Below are 15,294 nucleotides of genomic sequence, written 5' to 3' on the forward strand. Positions count from 1 at the left end.
CCGCATTCCCTAACCCTCAGTCATCACCGCAGGTGCCCCAGGGCATCGGCGTCTTCTGCTGGAGAAACCGAAGTTGAGCGCGACCGGATGGATCAGAGAACGGTTCGCCGGGCCGGCCCCGGGGGCCGCACCCGGCGCGACCGGCACCTGGCCGAGGACGGCACTGTCGCTGCCGTTCATCGGCATGGTGCTGGTCGTCGTCCTCGACTACTTCACCGACGCCGCGGTGACCGTCGAACCGGCGCTCACCGCCGTCCCCGCGCTGGCCGCCGTGGTCAGCCGCCGCACCTGGTACCCCCTCGCCATCGGCGCCCTCACCGAGGCCGCCGCGTTCCTGATGGCCTTCCGCAACGGCGTGCTCGGCGAGTCCGTGCACAGCGCCACCGTCTTCGCCATCGTCCTCGTCGCCGCGATCGGCTGGGTCAGCGCCACCTTGAGGCTGCGCCAGGAGCAGTTGCTCGCCGACGCCCAGCTCGTCGCCTCGATCGCCCGCCGCGTCCTGCTGCGCCCCGTCCCCGACCGGATCGGCACCGTGCGCGCCGCCGTCCACTACGCGGCCGCCGCCGCCCACGCCCGCATCGGCGGCGACCTCTACGAGGTCGTCAACACCCGGCACGGCGTGCGCGCCGTCGTCGGCGACGTGCGCGGCAAGGGCCTGGGCGCCGTCGAGACCGCCGCCGCCGTGCTCGGCGCCTTCCGCGAGGCCGCCCACCAGGAGGCCGCCCTCGACCGGGTCGCCGGCTGGCTCGCCGACAGCCTCGACCGCGCCCTGCACGAGAACGACCACCCCGGTGTCGAGGAGGAGTTCGTCACCCTGGTCCTCATCGGCGTGCGCCCCGACGGCACCGCCGAGATCGTCAACTGCGGCCACCCCGCCCCGCTGCTGCTGCGCGGCACCGAGGCCGCCCGCCCGCTCGAACTCGCCGAGACGGTGCCCCCGCTCGGCGTCCTCGACCCCGCCGACGTCCGCCCCCCGGTCCACCGCGTCCCGCTGCACCACGGCGACCGGGTCCTGCTCTTCACCGACGGCGTCATCGAGGCCCGCGACCGGGCCGGCGCCTTCTACCCGCTCGCCGAACGCCTCCCGCGCTGCGCCCATGGCGGCGGCCCCGTCGACGTGCTGCGCCGCCTGCACGAGGACGTGGTGCGCCACGTCGGGCGCCAGCTCGGCGACGACGCCGCCATGCTGCTCCTCCAGTACGAGCCCCCGCCGGCCGCCGGAGCCCCGGTCGCCGCCGTCACCGCCGCGCACGCCCCCGCCGACCCCGACCGCCCGCTCACCCCGCCCGCCCCGCCCCTGCCGATGGTCCCCCAGCAGAACGGGCACCTGTCCCGGCAGTGACCGGGGCGGAGGCCTAGAGGGACACCCGCACCAGCAGCGGCCGGTGGTCCGAGACCCCCGTGCGCGGCGCGGACGTCGCCCCCACCGCGGAGCGCGGCACCCCCACCGCCAGAACGTGGTCGAACTGCACCGCCGGCCGGTGCGAGGGGTAGGTCGGCGTGCGCACCAGGTCCGACCAGCCCTGCAGCCGCGCCCGCGGCTCCCGCACCCGCCGCCGGCGCGGCTCCACCAGCGCCGGCCGGGCCCGGCGGGCCGCCCGCAGCTCCCGCACCCGCACCCGCGGCGCCGAACGCTCCAGCGCGCTCGCCCCGCCCAGCACCGTGCGCGGCACCGCGCCCACCAGATTGAAGTCCCCCAGCACCAGGTACGGCTGCGGCAGGTCGGCGATCCACCGACGGATCGCCGCCAGCTGCGCCATGTTCCAGCCCGGCACGAACGACAGGTGCGCGGCCACCACGGTGAACGGGCCGTGCGCGCCCTCCAGGACGGCCGCCAGCGCGGCCCGCGGCTCGTCCGGCACCGGCGTCAGCCCGCGCCGCCCGGCCACCCGCAGCGGCAGTCCGAACGGCGCCGGCGCGAACCGGCGGGCCCGCCAGTGCTGTACCGGCAGCCGGGTCAGCAGCGCCGTGCCGTAGGCGGGCGGCGCGTCGTCGCCGACCTCGGCCGGTCCGTACACCCGGATCCCGGCGGGTGCCGAGGCCTCCGGCAGCCAGCCGGCCACCGGCGCGGGGCGGCCGTGCAGCGCGGCGGCGAACCGCCAGTCGGCCGCGCCCATCGCCTTGGCGGCGACGGCGGTCTGGTCGGTGCCGCCGGAGCGGGCCTGGCCGCGGTCCACCTCCTGGAGCGCCAGCACGTCGGCGTCCAGCGCGGCCACGGCCTCGGCGAGCGGTCCGCCGGGGTCGGCGGGGAAGGGCCGCGGGGCGCCGTCGGGCGCGAGCGGCTGACCGTGCAACAGATTGAAGGTGGCGATGCGCAACTGGCTCACGCCCCCCGACGTTACCCGGCGCCGGTGACGGCCGGACCCCCGGTCGGCTCCCTGGCCGGACCCCGGACCGGCCCCCGGACGGACCCCTCCGGCTTGACCCGTCGAGCATACCCGGTATACATACTCGGTATGTCCATCCGCCACGGCCTGCTCGCCCTGCTCGACCAGGGGCCGCGCTACGGCTACCAACTGAGAACCGAGTTCGAGGCGCGCACCGGCGCCACCTGGCCGCTCAACGTCGGCCAGGTCTACACCACCCTCGCCCGCCTGGAGCGCGACGGCCTGGTCGCCCCCGCCGGGGAGGACGAGGAGGGCCACCAGTTCTACGCGGCCACCGACGCCGGCCGCGCCGAACTGCGCGCCTGGTTCGACACCCCGGTGCCGCGCACCAACCCGCCCCGCGACGAACTCGCCATCAAACTCGCGATGGCCGTCACCGTCCCCGGCGTCGACGTGCCCGCCGTGGTCCAGGGCCAGCGCCGGCACAGCATCAAGGCGCTCCAGGACTACACCCGGCTCAAGGCCCGCGCCCTGGCCGGCGAGGCCCGCCCCGGCGGCGCCGAGGAGCAGCCCGGCTCCGACCTCGCCTGGCTGCTCGTCCTCGAACAGCTGATCTTCCAGACCGAGGCCGAGGTCCGCTGGCTCGACCACTGCGAGACCCGGCTGGCCCAGCGCGCCGAGATCGAACAGGCGCGGGCCGCCGAGACCCGCGACGGCCCGGGCCCGGCCGCGCCCACCCGGTTCGGCCGCCGCCGCAGCAAGGCCTGAGCCACCCGGACCGGCTGAACCGCCCCGACGTACCCGACGTACCCGAACCGTCCGAACCATCCGAACCACCGGCCCGCCCGCGCCACCGCGCGACGGCCCCACCACAGCAGGGGGAATCGTGTCCCACACCGGTCCGAGCGGGAACGGCGCCAACGCCGTCCTGCACCTGGACAACGTCACCCGCGTCCACGGACAAGGTGCCGCCGAGGTCCAGGCGCTGCGCGGAGTCGACCTCAAGGTCCACCCCGGCGAGTTCGTCGCCGTCATGGGCCCCTCCGGCTCCGGCAAGTCCACCCTGCTGACCCTCGCCGGCGGCCTCGACACCCCCAGCACCGGCCAGGTCCTGGTGGAGGGCGTCGCGCTCGGCGGACTCAACCGCAAGCGGCTCGCCGAGGTCCGCCGCCGCTCCGTCGGCTACGTCTTCCAGGACTACAACCTCATACCGGCCCTCACCGCCGCCGAGAACATCTCCCTGCCGCGCGAACTCGACGGCCTGTCCACCCGCGCCGCCCGCCGCGAGGCCCTCGCCGCGCTGGAGGAGCTCGGCATCCCCGAACTCGCCGACCGCTTCCCCGACGACATGTCCGGCGGCCAGCAGCAGCGCGTCGCCATCGCCCGCGCCCTCATCGGCGACCGCCGCCTCGTCCTCGCCGACGAACCCACCGGAGCCCTCGACTCCACCACCGGCGAAGCCGTCCTCGCCGTGCTGCGCGCCCGCTGCGACGCCGGCGCCGCCGCCATGATGGTCACCCACGAACCCCGCCACGCCGCCTGGGCCGACCGCGTCGTCTTCCTGCGCGACGGCCGGATGGTCGACGAGAGCGCCAGCCAGGACGCCGGCAGCCTGCTCGTCGCCGCCGCCGCCAACGCGAAGGGCCCGGTGGGCGAGTGAAGCTCGGTTCCTGGCGGGTCGCCCTGCGCATCGCCCGCCGCGACGCCCTGCGCGCCAAGGGCCGCAGCGCCCTGGTCGTCGCCATGGTCGCCCTGCCCGTGCTCGGCGTCACCGGCGCCGACGTGTTCTTCCGCAGCGCCGAACTCGACCCCGTCGAGAAGATCGAGCGCACCATGGGCCGGGCCGACGCCTCCCTGGAGATCGTCGAACGCGGCGCCATCGTGCTGCAGACCCCCGACCCCGGTGTCGAGCGCAAGATCACCACCGTCGACGAGGCGAAGAAGGAGAACGGCAAGCCCGTCCTCACCCCCGAGCAGCAGCGCGGCCTCGACACCCCGCCCGCCGACCTCGTCCGGCAGCTGCTGCCCGGCGCCACCCTGGTGCCGCTGCGCGACGGCCCCTACCTCACCACCAGCACCGCCGAGGGCCTCACCAACGTCCGGGTCACCGAACTCGACCTGACCGACCCCGTCTGGCAGGGCCGCTACGACCTGGTCAAGGGCCGCGCGCCGAGCGCCGACCACGAGATCGCCGTCACCCAGGCCTTCCTCGACACATCCGGGCTGAAGATCGGCGACCGCACCTCGCCGCGCGGCCTCGAAGCCACCCCGTACACCATCACCGGCGTCGCCGAGCACCCCGGCGACCTGCGCGGCCTCACCCTGTTTGCCCGCCCCGGCGCCCTGCTCGACCCGCTCGCCAAGCTCCCCGGCAGCGCCGAGTCCGCGCCGCGCGGGCGCACCTCCGTCAGCGAGGAGGTCAACAACTGGCTCGTCAAGCTGCCCGCCGGGACCACCCTCGACTGGGCCAAGGTCGTCGAGCTCAACAAGTACGGCTTCCTCGCCGCCTCCCGCAGCGTGATCCTCGACCCGCCGCCCCGCGCCGAGGTTCCGTACTACGTCTACCAGGACAGCCAGGGCGGCGGCAGCGGCCCCACCCCGTTCCTCGACCGGACCTCGGTCGTCATCATGGGCACCGTCATGGGCATGGCCCTGCTGGAGATCGTGCTGCTCGCCGGCCCCGCCTTCGCCGTCGGCGCCCGCCGCTCCCGCCGCCAGCTCGGCCTGCTCGCCGCCGGCGGCGGCGACCGCTCCCAGGTGCGCGCCGTCGTCCTCGGCGGCGGCGTCGTGCTCGGCCTCACCGGAGCCGTCGTCGGCCTGGGCCTCGGCCTCGGCCTGGTCGCCCTGCTGCGCACCCGGGCCGAGGAGTTCTCCGGCCAGCGCTTCGGCCACTTCGACCTCCAGCCGCTCGACCTGCTCGGCATCGCCGCGATCGGCCTCGTCACCGGCCTGCTGGCCGCCGTCGTGCCCGCCGTCCAGGCCTCCCGGCAGGACGTCGTCGCCGCCCTCACCGGCCGCGACAACCTCAAGCCGCCCAGCCGCAAGCTCGCGCTGCTCGGCCTGCTGATGCTCGGCGGCGGCTCCGCCCTCGCCCTGCTCGGCGCCACCGGCGACTTCGGCGGCCGCTCCCTCAGCGTCCTCGGCGGCTCGGCGATCGCCGAACTCGGCATGGTCGCCCTCGCCCCCTACCTGGTCGGCCTCTTCGGCCGGATCGGCCGCTGGCTGCCGCTCGGCCCCCGCCTCGCCCTGCGCGACTCGGTGCGCCACCGCGGCCGCACCGCCCCCGCCGTCGCCGCCGTCATGGCCGCCGTCGCCGGCTCCGTCGCCGTCGGCGTCTACACCGTCAGCAGCGACGAGGAGCAGCGCCGGGAGTACGTCGCCTCCGGCCCCGCCAACGCCGTCATCCTCTCCGCCGGCTGGGGCGCCGGCTCCGACGGCTCGCTGCTGCCGCAGATGCGCGGCGCCGTGCAGAACACCGTCCCCGGACTGGGCACCCGTGCCGATGTCCAGCGCGTCAACTACCAGGGCGACTGCATGGTCAGCCGCAACGGCAACTGCGGCTGGGCCACGCTCGCCCTGCCCGAGGAGCGCCGCTGCCCCGCCTGGGGCCGCCACAGCCTGCAGGTCAGCCCGCAGGAACTGGAGCGGCTCAGCCGCGAGGACCCGCGCTGCAAGTCGGACCGGATCTCCCGCGGCAGCCCCTTCGGCATGGTCCAGGCCGGTGACGGCGCCCTGCTGCGCAACCTCTACGACGTCACCGACACGGCCACCGCCCAGGCCCTCGCGGCCGGCAAGGCCGTCGTCTTCGACGAGCGCTTCATCAAGGACGGCAAGGCCCTCCTGGAGCTCACCGAGCCGAGGGACCAGAACAACCCCGAGGCCGAGCCGGTCGTCCACCCCGTCACCGTCGACGCCCACCTCGCCGACTCCCCGCTGGGCCGCGTCGACCAGGTCGTGCTCAACCCCGACACCGCGCAGCGCCTCGGCCTCACCACCCGCGACAACGGCTCGGTGTGGCGGCCCGACACCGCGGCCACCGACGGCGCGGAGCAGAAGGCCCGCGCCGCGCTCGCCAAGCTCACCGACGGCGTCCAGTTCGACATCGAACGCGGCTACCAGTCCCCGGGCAACCTGATCACCCTCGGCCTCACCGTGTTCGCGGGCCTGGTCGCGCTCGGCGCCGCCGGCATCGCCACCGGCCTCGCCGCCGCCGACTCCCAGCGCGACCTGACCACCCTCGCGGCGGTCGGCGCCGCACCCCGGATCCGGCGCACCCTGTCCGGCTTCCAGTGCGGCGTCATCGCCGCCATGGGCGCCGTGCTCGGCGCCGTCGCGGGCATCGTGCCCGCGATCGCCCTGCGCAAGGTCGAGGCCGCCACGTACGCCTATCCCGGGATGAGCGCGCAGGAGCAGGCGGCCAAGGAGGTCATCGTGTTCCCCTGGCTCAACATCGGGGGCACCCTGATCCTGCTGCCGCTGCTCGCGGTGGCGCTGGCCGCGCTGCTCACCCGCTCGCGGATCTCGCTGCTGCGCCGCACCGGCTGAGCCGCTCCCGTCGCCCCGCCCCCGGCACCCCGGACGCCCGCGCGCGTCCGGGGTGCCGGACGCATGTGCCCGGCGGGGTGCCGGGGCCGGTGCGGACGTACGGGTCGGTCGGGGTGCCGGGGGCCGGTGCGGACGTACGGGTGACGGACGTAACAGGCCCCGGGGTGCCCACCCTTCGGGACCGGGGCCGCTCGCAGGCACCCGGGCGAACTAAAGTCGTCCGTATGACGAGAACTCCGGACAGCGTCGTCCGCTCCTTCATCGACCAGCACCGGCCCGCCTTCCTCGCGGACCTCGCGGACTGGCTCCGCATCCCCTCGGTGTCCGCCGACCCCGGCCGGGCCGACGACGTCCGCCGCTCCGCCGAGTGGCTGGCCGCCAAGCTGCGCGACACCGGCTTCCCGGTGACCGAGGTCTGGGAGACGGACGGCCTGCCGGCGGTCTTCGCCGAGTGGCCCTCCGGGGACCCGGACGCGCCGACCGTCCTCGTCTACGGCCACCACGACGTGCAGCCCGCCGCCCGCGAGGACGGCTGGGCGACCGACCCGTTCGAGCCGACCGTGGTCGGCGACCGGCTCTACGCCCGGGGTGCCGCCGACGACAAGGGCCAGGTGTTCTTCCACACCCTCGGTGTGCGCGCCCACCTGGCCGCCACCGGCCGCACCGCGCCGGCCGTCAACCTCAAGCTGCTGGTCGAGGGCGAGGAGGAGTCCGGCTCGCCGCACTTCGCCGACCTGGTCCGCCGTGAGGCCGACCGGCTGGCCGCCGACGTCGTGATCATCTCGGACACCGGTATGTGGTCCGAGACCACGCCGACGGTCTGCACCGGCATGCGGGGCCTGGCCGACGCCCAGATCGACCTGTACGGGCCGGACACCGACATCCACTCCGGCTCCTTCGGCGGCGCCGTGCCCAACCCGGCCACCGTCGCCGCCGAGCTGGCCGCCGGCCTGCACGACGCCGACCACCGGGTCGCCGTCCCCGGCTTCTACGACGGCGTGGTCGAGCTGACCGACCGCGAGCGCGCGCTCTTCGCCGAGCTGCCCTTCGACGAGGCGGCCTGGCTGCGGACCGCCAAGTCGTACGGCACCCGCGGCGAGGCGGGCTACTCCACCCTGGAGCGGATCTGGGCCCGCCCGACCGCCGAGGTCAACGGAATCTGGGGCGGCTACACGGGCCCCGGCGGCAAGACGATCGTGCCCGCCTCGGCCCATCTGAAGCTCTCCTTCCGGCTGGTCGCCGGGCAGGAGGTGGAGAAGGTCCGTGAGGCGGTCCGCTCCTGGGTGGCCGACCGGGTGCCCGAGGGCATCCGGTACGAGCTGGTCTTCCCGGGCGCGACCCGCCCCTGCCTGACCCCGCTCGACCACCCGGCGCTGCAGTCCACCGTGCGGGCGATGGGCCGGGCGTTCGAGCAGAAGATCCTGTTCACCCGTGAGGGTGGCTCCGGCCCGGCCGCCGATCTGCAGGACGTGCTCGGCGCGCCGGTGCTGTTCCTGGGCATCTCGGTGCCCTCGGACGGCTGGCACTCGGTGGACGAGAAGGTCGAGCTGGAGCTGCTGGCCAAGGGCGTCGAGACCGCCGCCTACCTGTGGTCCGACCTGGCCGAGAACTGGCGGCCCGGCGGCGAGCACGCGTGAACCGCGGGCGCGCGGGCACACCGGGCCGGGCACGTCCCGACCCGGTGGCCCGGGCGAACCCGACCGTGGGACCCGAACCGTCCGGAAGACTCATCACGTGGGGATGGAACAGTTGAGCACCGTGCCTGAGACCGAACGCCCGCTGCACCTGGCGCTGGCCCGGGCCGGGGTGGACCGGGCGGCCCAGCACCGGTTCGACGAGCCCTGGCTGGCGGCCGCGTGGAGCCACCCGTCCACCAAGGTGCTGCCGATCGCCGGCGGCGAGGCGTTCGTGGTGGACACCGGGCAGGGGACCGAGCTGGTCCTGCTGCCCTCCTTCGAGGCGCCGCAGGGCGGTGACCGGTACTTCCTCGGCACCGACGAGGACGGCGTCTCCTACTTCGCGCTGGCCGGCGAGAGCCTGCCGGGCCGGCTGGACGGCGACGCCCGTCCGGCCGGGCTGCGCGAGGTGGGCGCGCTGCTCTCCGACCGGGACTCCGGACTGCTGGTGCACGCCGTCGCGCTGGAGCACTGGCACCGGCTGCACAGCTTCTGCTCGCGCTGCGGCCACCCGACCGAGAAGGCCGGTGCCGGGCACGTGCGGCGCTGCACCTCCTGCGCGGCCGAGCACTACCCGCGCACCGACCCGGCGGTGATCATGCTGATCACCGACGAGCAGGACCGCTGCCTGCTCGGCCGCCAGGCGCTGTGGCCGGAGGGCCGCTGGTCGACGCTGGCCGGCTTCGTCGAGCCGGGGGAGTCGATCGAGCAGGCGGTGGTGCGCGAGGTGTACGAGGAGGCCGGGGTGCGGGTCGCCGAGGTCTCCTACGTGGCCAGCCAGCCGTGGCCGTTCCCGTCCAGCCTGATGCTGGGCTTCCTGGGCCGGGCGCACCCGGAGGGCACCGGGATCACCGTGGACGGCGAGGAGCTGGCGGAGGCGCGCTGGTTCTCCCGGGACGAGCTGCGGGCGGGCATGGAGGCGGGGGAGATCCTGCCGCCGTCGGGGATCTCGATCGCCCGCCACCTGGTCGAGCTCTGGTTCGGGGAGCCGCTGCCGGCGGCGGCCCGCTGGTAATTCCGGCGGGCGGTTCACGGAGCGTTCCACGGATTGGGGGCGCGCGGAGTTGATCTGCGCGCCCCCAATTTCCTTTTCGAACCCTTCTCCCCAGGATGTTCGTAACCGGAGCGGCCCTGTCCAGTACGGTCCGTAGGGCCCCGGCGGGCGGAGTCACCGATCCCGGTCGACTTTGCCGCAAACGCCTGAAAGCCCCTCACCCGGCTCGCTACATTCACTCGGGTGACAATCCCCCGGGGCACCGCCCAATCCCCCAAATACCAGCGCCTCGCCGCCGACCTGCGCCGCCGGATCGCCGAGGGCGAGTTCACCACCGCGGCCGCACTCCCGGTCGAGAGCGAACTGGAACGCCAGTACGGCGTCGCCCGCAACACCGTCCGCCTCGCCGTCGACGTCCTCGTCAACGAAGGCCGGCTGGTCCGCCTCCAGGGCAAGGGCACCTACCTGCGCGAGCACCCCGTGCTCGACCACCGCGCCTACGGTCCCGCCCCCCGCCTCGACCCGCAGGGCGCCGCCCCGCACGACTGCCTGGCCGTGCCCAGCGCGGTCTACCGCGGCGAGGCCGCGGAGAGCGGGCGCGAACTCGGCGTCGACTTCGAGATGATGATCGTCCGGGCCCGCGTCGACATCGCCGAACGGCTCGGACTGCGCCCCGGCGAGGCCATCGTCGTCCGCCGCCAGCTGCGCATGCTCGACCGCGAGCCGTACTCCATCGAGGAGAGCCACTACCGGGCCGGCCTCGCCGCCGGCACCCCGCTGATGGAGCCCGACCAGATCGACGGCGGCGACGAGGCGGTGCTCGCCGCCCTCGGCCGCACCGAGGTCGGTGCCGTCGACCACCTGGTCGCCCGGATGCCCGGGCCCGAGGAGGCCCAGTGGTTCCAGGGCGGGCCGGGGGTGCCGCTGGTGGTCCAGACCCGGGTCACCTACGACCGGCGCGGGCCGGTGCGGGTCATCGAGACCCGCTACTCCGCCGACCGCAGCCGGCTGGTCTACGGCGTCGGCGACCTCGGCGCGCGCGCCTCGCTGCCGGCGCCAGCCGCGCCCGTCGACCCGGCCCGGGCGGACGCGCCGTAGCCGCGGCGTGCGTGCGGGTGGACGGATGCGCGGACGGGTCGGTGTGCGGACGGGTCGGTGTGCACCGGCCCGGCGCCGCGGGGGCGCCGGGCGTCGGGCGCTGGGCGTCAGGCCGCCAGGGCCTTCTTCACCTGCAGCAGGCTCGGGTTGGTCATCACGACCTGCTCGCCGCCGCCGGCCGGCTTCACCAGCACCGTCGGAACGGTCTGGTTGCCGTTGTTCACCGACTCGACGAAGGCCGCCGACGCCGGGTCGTCCTCGATGTTGATCTCGGTGTAGCCGATGCCCTCGCGCTGCAGCTGGCTCTTGAGCCGGTTGCAGTAGCCGCACCAGGTCGTGCTGTACATCGTCACGCTGCCGGACATCGAGGGGACTCCTTCGGGTAGGGGAGGGGCCTGCACGGGGGCGCCGTGCGGGTCACGCGGCTCCGGGGGGTCAACGCCCACCGACCGGCGGTCATTCCGCACCCGGACCGGCCGGGTCGCGCCCGCGTACGCCCGTCCGAACCGGCGCGGGGCGGAAGGTACGCGCCCCCGCGTGCCACCATCCGCCGTCCGCAACGCGATCATCCTGCGATCACACCGCACCTGTGGACAACCCCGCCCGCGATGTCCGCCCGGACTGAGAGGATGGAACGCATGCAGGAAGACCTCTTGAGCGGCAGCCCGTTCGACGGACACCAGGGCGCCCACCGGCCCGGCCACCTCGCCGCCGGCGGCCCCGACGCCGTCCTCGCCGGACTCGACCCCGAACAGCGGGCCGTCGCCACCGCCCTGCACGGTGCCGTCTGCGTCCTCGCCGGCGCCGGCACCGGCAAGACCCGCGCCATCACCCACCGCATCGCCTACGGCGTGCGCAGCGGCGTCTACCAGCCCCAGCAGGTCCTCGCCGTCACCTTCACCGCCCGCGCCGCCGGCGAGATGCGCGGCCGCCTGCGCCAGCTCGGCGCCGAGGGCGTCCAGGCCCGCACCTTCCACGCCGCCGCCCTGCGCCAGCTCCAGTACTTCTGGCCGCGCGCCGTCGGCGGACCCGTCCCCCAGCTGCTCGAACGCAAGGTCCAGCTGGTCGCCGAGGCCGCCGGCCGCTGCGGCCTGCGCGTCCAGCGCACCGAACTGCGCGACCTCACCGCCGAGATCGAATGGGCCAAGGTCACCCAGACCGGCCCCGACGACTACCCCGCCGCCGTCGCCAAGTCCGGCCGCGAGGCCCCCCGCGACCCCGCCGAGACCGCCCAGGTCTACCGGGTCTACGAGGAGACCAAGAGCCGCCGCGGGAACATCGACTTCGAGGACGTGCTGCTGCTCACCGCCGCCATCCTGGAGGACCGCCCCGACATCGCCGACCAGGTCCGCTCCCAGTACCGGCACTTCACCGTCGACGAGTACCAGGACGTCTCCCCGCTCCAGCAGCGCCTGCTCGACCAGTGGACCGGCCCCGGCGGCGGCGCCAGCCTCTGCGTCGTCGGCGACGCCAGCCAGACCATCTACTCCTTCACCGGCGCCACCCCCGACTACCTGCTGGGCTTCCGCACCCGCCACCCCGAGGCCACCGTCGTCAAGCTCGTCCGCGACTACCGCTCCACCCCCCAGGTCGTCCACCTCGCCAACGGACTGCTCGCCCAGGCCCGCGGCGAGGCCGCCCGCCACCGCCTCGAACTCGTCTCCCAGCGCGAGGCCGGCCCCGACCCCGTCTACACCGAGTACGAGGACGAACCCACCGAGGCCGAGACCACCGCCCGCCGGATCAAGGACCTCCTCGCCACCGGCGTGCGCGCCAGCGAGATCGCCGTCCTCTTCCGCACCAACGGCCAGTCCGAGGTCTACGAGCAGGCCCTCGCCGACCTCGGCGTCCCCTACCAGCTCAAGGGCGCCGAGCGGTTCTTCGAACGCCCCGAGGTCCGCGACGCCGGCGTCCTGCTGCGCGGCGCCGCCCGCGCCGCCTCCGACCCCGTCACCGACGGGGCCCCCGACCTCGCCGGCCAGGTCCGCGCCGTCCTCGCCACCCGCGGCTTCACCGCCGAACCCCCCGCCGGCTCCGGCGCCGTCCGCGACCGCTGGGAGTCCCTCGCCGCCCTCGTCCGGCTCGCCGAGGAATTCGAACGCGGCCGCACCGCCGACGGGCAGTCCACCGACCTCGCCGCCTACGTCGCCGAACTCGACGCCCGCGCCGCCGCCCAGCACGCCCCCGCCGTCGAAGGCGTCACCCTCGCCTCCCTGCACGCCGCCAAGGGCCTCGAATGGGACGCCGTCTACCTCGTCGGCCTCACCGAGGGCACCCTGCCGATCATCTACGCCAAGACCGACGAACAGGTCGAGGAGGAACGCCGCCTCCTCTACGTCGGCGTCACCCGCGCCCGCAAGCACCTCACCCTCTCCTGGGCGCTCTCCCGCTCCCCGGGAGGCCGCGCCTCCCGCAAGCCCAGCCGCTTCCTCGACGGGCTGCGCCCGGGCTCCAGCGCCCCGGGCACCCGCCCCGCCGGGCGCGGCGGGCGCGGCGCCGCCGAGGCCGGCGAGCGCTCCGCCGGGCGCCGGGTCCGCGGCCCGGTCACCTGCCGGGTCTGCGGGCGGGCCCTCACCGAGGCCGTCGAACGCAAGCTCCGCCGCTGCGAGAGCTGCCCCTCCACGATGGACGAGGCGCTCTACGAGCGGCTGCGCGAGTGGCGCGCCGCCCAGGCCCGCGAACAGGGCGCCCCCGCCTACGTCGTGTTCACCGACGCCACCCTGATGGCCATCGCCGAGGACGTTCCCGCCAACCGGCAGGAGCTCGCCGGAATCTCCGGGGTCGGCGCGATGAAGTTGGACAAATACGGGGCGGCCGTGCTCTCGTTGTGTGCGGGGGAGGAGCCCGTCAGGGATCCGGAGGACGTCACGGACGGCCGGCCGGACGAACCGGCCTGAGCCGGTCCGGGGCGATCGCGGCCGACGCCGAGGGGCGTCGCGGAGACCGTCGGGAAACTCGCCGGAAAAATAGTTTGCGCGCCGTACCGGGAGCGCAATAGCCTGCCGGAGCGGTCAAGGGGACGCGGTCGTCCGGGGTGACGCCTGTCACCGCATGCCCCTGCAGCCACGAGCCTCACACGCTCGATCGGCTTCACACAGCTTCACTTCACACAGCTTCACCAGCATCACCGAGACAGACATCCGAACAGTTCGGAGCCCGGGAGACCAGGCTCCGCTAGGCGCCGAGAGGAGGCGAAGACAGTGGACATCATGATCACCAAAATGACTGGCCAGACCGTCGACGCTGCCTCCCTGCGTGCCGCCAGCCTGCGGCTCGCCGCCGAGCTGTGCGGAACCGGTCTGGGTCTCGACACCACCGGTGTCTCCGTCGTTCCCGCTTCCCCCGCCCCCGCTGTCAGTGGCCTCGGACACACTGGCCCCGGCAGCAATGGCATCCAGGGCGGCAGCCTCGACGGCACCCGTGTCGAGATCGGTCTGTCCGGCGACTGGGCCTCGATCGATGCTTCGCGCTCCCTGCGTGATGAGCGACCGACCCAGGCACCGAAGACGGCTGTAGCCCTCGCCATGCATGGCGGCTATGAGCAGGTCGTCGGTGCCGGAAACGCCCAGGAGCAGAAGCAGCAGCAGATCACGCAGGCCATGGCCGTCTTTGCCGACGCCACGGCCATCCGGATGCGGGCCTTCCGCGGCCCCGAACCCTGGAGAGAACGAACCTGAGCCAGCCTCAGGTCGGCGCCTCCAGGGCCGCGGAACCCCACACACCGGGATCCGCGGCCCTTCTGTTTTGTCCGGTACGCAAGACCACCCAGGCCCCCCGGGGCCTCCGGCCCAGCCCCACCAGTCAGCTGAGCCGGACCCACTGAGAAGACGAGGAAGACGCCCACAGTGTCCACGGTCATCACACCGCCCACCCCGTCCGTACCGCAGTCAAGCCAGACCAAGGCCGACCAGGCCGACCCCCCGGAGGTTCTCCCCATGCAGTTCACCTCGATCGACCAGGCCGAGGAGCTCGGGCTCCCCATCCCGTGCCGCGCCTTCGACCCCGAGGTCTTCTTCGCCGAGACGCCCGCCGACGTCGAGTACGCGAAGTCCCTCTGCGGCACCTGCCCGGTCAAGGACGCCTGTCTCACCGGCGCCCTGGAGCGCCGCGAGCCCTGGGGCGTCTGGGGCGGCGAGCTCTTCGTCCAGGGCGTCATCGTGGCCCGCAAGCGGCCGCGTGGCCGCCCGCGCAAGACCGAGGTCGCGGCGTGAACCCCGCGTCCGGAGCCGGAACCGTCCGCCGGGGAGAGCAGCCCCTGCCGGACAACGCCCTCCGCCGCTCCGTACGCCTCGCCGCCGCCAAGGCCGACGCCGCCCGCATCCACCCCTTCCCGACGACGCACCACGAGCAGGACCACCACATGACCGCCGCCGCCATCGATCCGACCGTCCGCGCCGAGCAGACCACCGAACTCCAGATCCAGAACAGGACCCTCGAAATGCAACTCCTCCACGAATCCCTGGCCCGGGCGCATATGCAAGAGCGCCTCCAGGAGGCCGAGCACCAACGGCTCGTCGGCCGGCTCGCCCGGGCCCACCGGCTCAAGCGGAAGGCCGAACGCGCCTCGCTTCGGGCCCGCAAGGCACTCGCCGTCGCCCTGATGTGACCTCCCCGAGGTGACCCGGACGCCGGCGCGCCGCCACGCCCGGCCCCA

Annotated in this window: 13 protein-coding genes; 11 read left to right on the forward strand and 2 right to left on the reverse strand. The window is 74.6% G+C overall.

Features of this window, described 5'->3' with window-relative positions; translation table 11 throughout:
• Positions 1–73 precede the first annotated feature (73 nt).
• Positions 74–1,342, forward strand: coding sequence for a PP2C family protein-serine/threonine phosphatase (locus ACFVUH_RS10980; RefSeq protein ID WP_387912513.1), 1,269 nt, complete (start codon positions 74–76; stop codon positions 1,340–1,342).
• A gap of 13 nt (positions 1,343–1,355) precedes the next feature.
• Here the strand turns inward: ACFVUH_RS10980 and ACFVUH_RS10985 are convergent, their stop codons facing one another.
• Entirely contained in the window at positions 1,356–2,327 is a 972-nt protein-coding gene (locus ACFVUH_RS10985; protein WP_355363737.1) for an endonuclease/exonuclease/phosphatase family protein, read from the reverse strand.
• 129 nt (positions 2,328–2,456) lie between these two features.
• Between ACFVUH_RS10985 and ACFVUH_RS10990 the strand changes: the two genes are divergently transcribed.
• From ACFVUH_RS10990 to ACFVUH_RS11015, 6 genes are all read left to right on the forward strand, one after another.
• The gene (locus ACFVUH_RS10990; RefSeq protein ID WP_355363741.1) at positions 2,457–3,095 is read left to right on the forward strand and encodes a PadR family transcriptional regulator; all 639 of its coding nucleotides are present in this window, start codon (positions 2,457–2,459) and stop codon (positions 3,093–3,095) included.
• 118 nt (positions 3,096–3,213) lie between these two features.
• On the forward strand, positions 3,214–3,987 hold the full coding sequence (locus ACFVUH_RS10995) for an ABC transporter ATP-binding protein (RefSeq protein ID WP_355363744.1): 774 nt from the start codon (positions 3,214–3,216) through the stop codon (positions 3,985–3,987).
• Positions 3,984–6,872 (forward strand): FtsX-like permease family protein, encoded by a 2,889-nt coding sequence (locus ACFVUH_RS11000; RefSeq protein WP_387912516.1) that lies wholly within the window; start codon positions 3,984–3,986, stop codon positions 6,870–6,872. The genes ACFVUH_RS10995 and ACFVUH_RS11000 overlap by 4 nt, the downstream gene beginning before the upstream one ends.
• Positions 6,873–7,096: 224 nt before the next feature.
• On the forward strand, positions 7,097–8,509 hold the full coding sequence (locus tag ACFVUH_RS11005) for a dipeptidase (protein WP_355363750.1): 1,413 nt from the start codon (positions 7,097–7,099) through the stop codon (positions 8,507–8,509).
• Positions 8,510–8,612: 103 nt separating this feature from the next.
• Positions 8,613–9,563 carry an NAD(+) diphosphatase gene (gene nudC / locus ACFVUH_RS11010; protein WP_355363753.1) on the forward strand — a complete coding sequence of 317 codons (951 nt, stop codon included), beginning with the start codon at positions 8,613–8,615 and terminating at the stop codon, positions 9,561–9,563.
• 222 nt (positions 9,564–9,785) lie between these two features.
• Complete coding sequence (locus ACFVUH_RS11015) at positions 9,786–10,640, forward strand: GntR family transcriptional regulator (protein WP_355363756.1); 855 nt, start codon at positions 9,786–9,788, stop codon at positions 10,638–10,640.
• A gap of 107 nt (positions 10,641–10,747) precedes the next feature.
• Here ACFVUH_RS11015 and ACFVUH_RS11020 read toward each other — a convergent pair whose 3' ends face one another.
• Positions 10,748–11,005: a mycoredoxin gene (locus ACFVUH_RS11020; protein WP_387912519.1), complete on the reverse strand. Its 258-nt coding sequence runs from the start codon at positions 11,003–11,005 to the stop codon at positions 10,748–10,750.
• Between the two features lie 264 nt (positions 11,006–11,269).
• Between ACFVUH_RS11020 and ACFVUH_RS11025 the strand changes: the two genes are divergently transcribed.
• The 4 genes from ACFVUH_RS11025 to ACFVUH_RS11040 all read left to right on the forward strand — a co-directional run bounded on the left by ACFVUH_RS11025 (position 11,270) and on the right by ACFVUH_RS11040 (position 15,246).
• Positions 11,270–13,537, forward strand: coding sequence for an ATP-dependent DNA helicase UvrD2 (locus tag ACFVUH_RS11025; RefSeq protein ID WP_387912521.1), 2,268 nt, complete (start codon positions 11,270–11,272; stop codon positions 13,535–13,537).
• Positions 13,538–13,840: 303 nt separating this feature from the next.
• Positions 13,841–14,317, forward strand: a complete 477-nt coding sequence (locus tag ACFVUH_RS11030; protein WP_355363762.1) for a hypothetical protein — start codon at positions 13,841–13,843, stop codon at positions 14,315–14,317.
• A 168-nt stretch (positions 14,318–14,485) separates the two neighbouring features.
• Positions 14,486–14,851, forward strand: coding sequence for a WhiB family transcriptional regulator (locus ACFVUH_RS11035; protein WP_387912522.1), 366 nt, complete (start codon positions 14,486–14,488; stop codon positions 14,849–14,851).
• A gap of 149 nt (positions 14,852–15,000) precedes the next feature.
• Complete coding sequence (locus ACFVUH_RS11040; RefSeq protein WP_376092170.1) at positions 15,001–15,246, forward strand: hypothetical protein; 246 nt, start codon at positions 15,001–15,003, stop codon at positions 15,244–15,246.
• Positions 15,247–15,294 lie beyond the last annotated feature (48 nt).

It is taken from the genome of Kitasatospora sp. NPDC058032, assembly GCF_042885845.1.
In the GTDB taxonomy this organism is placed as follows: Bacteria; Actinomycetota; Actinomycetes; order Streptomycetales; family Streptomycetaceae; genus Kitasatospora.

Excerpts from the sequence above, each read along its gene's own strand:
- ACFVUH_RS10990 (WP_355363741.1), top strand. The coding sequence starts at position 2,457 with ATGTCCATCCGCCACGGCCTGCTCGCCCTGCTCGACCAGGGGCCGCGC.
- nudC (WP_355363753.1), top strand. The coding sequence starts at position 8,613 with ATGGAACAGTTGAGCACCGTGCCTGAGACCGAACGCCCGCTGCACCTG.
- ACFVUH_RS11020 (WP_387912519.1), bottom strand. The coding sequence starts at position 11,005 with ATGTCCGGCAGCGTGACGATGTACAGCACGACCTGGTGCGGCTACTGC.
- ACFVUH_RS11005 (WP_355363750.1), top strand. The coding sequence starts at position 7,097 with ATGACGAGAACTCCGGACAGCGTCGTCCGCTCCTTCATCGACCAGCAC.
- ACFVUH_RS11040 (WP_376092170.1), top strand. The coding sequence starts at position 15,001 with ATGACCGCCGCCGCCATCGATCCGACCGTCCGCGCCGAGCAGACCACC.
- ACFVUH_RS11025 (WP_387912521.1), top strand. The coding sequence starts at position 11,270 with ATGGAACGCATGCAGGAAGACCTCTTGAGCGGCAGCCCGTTCGACGGA.